Origin of the sequence: Sphaerimonospora thailandensis (genome assembly GCF_016863115.1) — a bacterium.
GTDB classification, from domain to species: domain Bacteria; phylum Actinomycetota; class Actinomycetes; order Streptosporangiales; family Streptosporangiaceae; genus Sphaerimonospora; species Sphaerimonospora cavernae.
Window position 1 is genome coordinate 1 of the sequence record NZ_BOOG01000112.1, and the last position, 2772, is coordinate 2772.

At 66.3% G+C, this 2772-nt stretch carries 3 protein-coding genes; 1 reads left to right on the forward strand and 2 read right to left on the reverse strand.

What is annotated here, in order from left to right; genetic code table 11:
• Positions 1–189: 189 nt before the first annotated feature.
• Positions 190–969: a GntR family transcriptional regulator gene (locus Mth01_RS29100; RefSeq protein WP_204019169.1), complete on the forward strand. Its 780-nt coding sequence runs from the start codon at positions 190–192 to the stop codon at positions 967–969.
• A 494-nt stretch (positions 970–1463) separates the two neighbouring features.
• On the opposite strand, the gene Mth01_RS29105 is transcribed toward Mth01_RS29100, so the two are convergent.
• Both Mth01_RS29105 and Mth01_RS29110 read right to left on the reverse strand, forming a co-directional pair.
• The gene (locus Mth01_RS29105; RefSeq protein ID WP_204019170.1) at positions 1464–2042 is read right to left on the reverse strand and encodes a hypothetical protein; all 579 of its coding nucleotides are present in this window, start codon (positions 2040–2042) and stop codon (positions 1464–1466) included.
• 156 nt (positions 2043–2198) lie between these two features.
• The gene (locus Mth01_RS29110) at positions 2199–2618 is read right to left on the reverse strand and encodes a hypothetical protein (protein WP_204019171.1); all 420 of its coding nucleotides are present in this window, start codon (positions 2616–2618) and stop codon (positions 2199–2201) included.
• Positions 2619–2772 lie beyond the last annotated feature (154 nt).

A 2772-nucleotide genomic window follows, 5' to 3' on the forward strand; every position in this document is an offset into this window, starting at 1 on the left:
GTCCGCCGAGCGAGAGAGCATCGCTGCTTCATCCTCTGTCATGTTCTGAACCTCGCGATCAGGGCTCCGTCCAGAAGGGGGCTAAGCGTTGGACAGGTCCATCGAAAGTGTCGTACGACACTAGACCTTACAGCGGTCCCAGCCGCGCAGTCCAGAAAATGGCCTACGACACTTGGCTAGGATGGTGGGGTGCATGCAGACCCACACTCGCCGGCCCGCCGCATCGTGGCCGACCTGAGAGACGACATCACCGCCGGTCGCCTGCCCGCAGGGGCGAAGCTGCCCTCAGTCCGGGACCTCGCCGACCGCTACAGCGTGTCCCGCAGCACCGCAAGCAAGGCATTGATCCTGCTCAAGACCGAGGGGCTCGTGAGCACTCGGCACGGCTCCGGCGCCTACGTGCGCGAGCCGTACCCGGTCCGACGCCTCGGCCCAGATCGGTACGCGCGCAGTCGCTGGCAGGTCACGGTGGTCGAGGCGTACGAGAACGAGCATGCGGATGCCGCGGCCACCCGGCAGCAGGGCCACCAGACGCAGGAGATCAGTCTCGTCGAGGCCGACGAACACGTTGCCGCCGCGCTCGGACTACAGCCCGGCACCATCGTGTACGAGCGGGCGCGTGTGATGACCCGTGACAGCGTCCCCACTCACACCATGACCAGCTACTACCGTGTGGAGGACGTCGAGGGCACTCCCCTGGTCGACCCCTCACCAGGAATCGCCGGACCGGGCGGCGGCTTCCAAGTGCTCGCCGACCGGGGTCTTCCACCGCAGGAGATCACCGAAGACCTCAACGCCAGGGTGCCTACCGCTGACGAGACCCTGCTCCTGGAACTTCCACCGGGCGAAGCTGTCGTCGAGGTCCGCCGCACCACCCGAACCGCCGAGGGCCGGGCAATCGAGTATGCCCGAGGCGTACACGCCGCCAGCCGGTTCATGTGGTCGTACACCTTCGCCGTCCCCGACTGAGATCGGCTTGGGTCGGACCTTCCGTAGGAGGAAGCCGCACCGGAGGTCATCACACCAAAGCGCTTGGCGGCGCCGTCTACAGGCCGTGTACTTGCAGTGGTCGGCGACGGGTCCAGGGGACCTCTTCCCGGGGCACCGGGATAGCCGACCTCATTCATGCCGTATGTCATGGGCGTTGGAACTGGCAGGTCCTGACCGTCCACACGTGTCCGTTGACACGCGTAATAGGCATTGACTAAGGCGGAACAGCGCGAAGGCCGGGCACCCGATTCCATCGGTAGTCCCGGCCTCACTTCCAACACCCACCGGGGGTGCGGAACTCCCAAGTGTGCCTTACCAAGAGTGGTGAGGCAAGTGCGTTCGGTCATGGATCCGAAGTGCCTGGGCCTACCGGTTGCCGTACGGGAGCCCGGCGTACGAAAAGGCCGCATCGAGCCCCGCCGGTCGCGGCCAACTGCGACCGGCGGGGCAGGCGGCGGGCAAGCCCGCCACGATCAGTTCTTCATGACCTCGGTGACTCTGCCCCGCAGTTTCGTGGCCGATGACGAGACAGACACGAACTCCTCGGACTGGTATTCGATCTGCTCGTCATGCAGCGTGAACGAGTTGATCTGCGGGCCGTCCTCACCGCCTCGCACCTCGTAGACGACCTGCCATTCGATGTCCTCTGAGTAACCGGGACCGACGTACGTCGGCGAGATCCGGTAGGTGATGTTGCAGCCGGCGCTACCGAAGCACTTCTTTTTCAAGATCTTGATATCGATCTTGATATCCCTTGGCTTCGGAGTCACCTCCGCGGGCTCTGGTTCCGGCTCAGGTTCAGCGGATGCCGACTGATCTACGGCGATGGCATCCGGAGCGTTGCGCGTCGGCGTGGTGGTCACCTGCGAGGAGGTGTCACCGGCGACGGCCACGATCGCGGCGCAACCACCGAACAGGAGCAGGAGGGTGCCGCCAACGATGGCGAGGATCATCCCCGTGTTGGACTTCTTGGGCGGCTTGGGGAACGGATAGCCCGCCCCAGGAGGCGGGTTGTAAGGAGATGGGCCGGGGGGACCTTGCTGATGGGCCATCGTCGGAACTCCGAGAGACGTGACACTTGGACACAAGCAAGACGCTTATGACTCGTGAATGGAGTACACGCTAGTGCCGTTTAATCTGCCACTCCGTGGCGCAACAGCCCGCTTGCCGTCACGGGGGAAGTGCGGCAGGCGGGCGGCTCAGGTGGCTCAACTTGCCGGGCAGCGGTAGTCGGCGTCCCGGTTCGGCGAGCAGCAGACGACGGCGCAGGAGACGAAGCGCCCGGAGCGCAGCCAGATCCCCCACTGCACGTCCACGCCAGCGTGCAGTGATTCACGTACGCGATCCAGCCGGAAGTCCAGGCCGATCCGCACCTCGTCGCCGGGGTGGAGGAAGGACGGCTCAGCCGCCCGGTACCGCTCGGCCAGCCAGTCCATCGCCTCGTCCACGCTGGCCGGGGTGGCGTCGATGCGGCGGGCCGGCTTGAGTAGCCAGTCGCAGGTCCGCATCGGCGGCAGCAGCGAGGCCAGGAACGGCCCGGGGTCGGCCGGCGGCAGCGGCGGACGCCGTTCGGCCTCGCGGCGTCGGTCGTCGCCGGTGCCGGTCCAGGAGTAGCAGTGCAGGTGCAACCGGGATCTCCCTACAGTGGCGGGCTCTCCTACATTGGGTGGGGTGCGGCCCCTGCCTGATTGCGCCGGGCAGGGACCGCACGCTTAATCACGGCCGGGTGCTACCGGGTCGCAGTCTTACCGCGCTGGTCACAGCGCGGCGGTGGCGAGGCCA

Excerpts from the sequence above, each read along its gene's own strand:
- Mth01_RS29105 (WP_204019170.1), bottom strand. The coding sequence starts at position 2,042 with ATGGCCCATCAGCAAGGTCCCCCCGGCCCATCTCCTTACAACCCGCCT.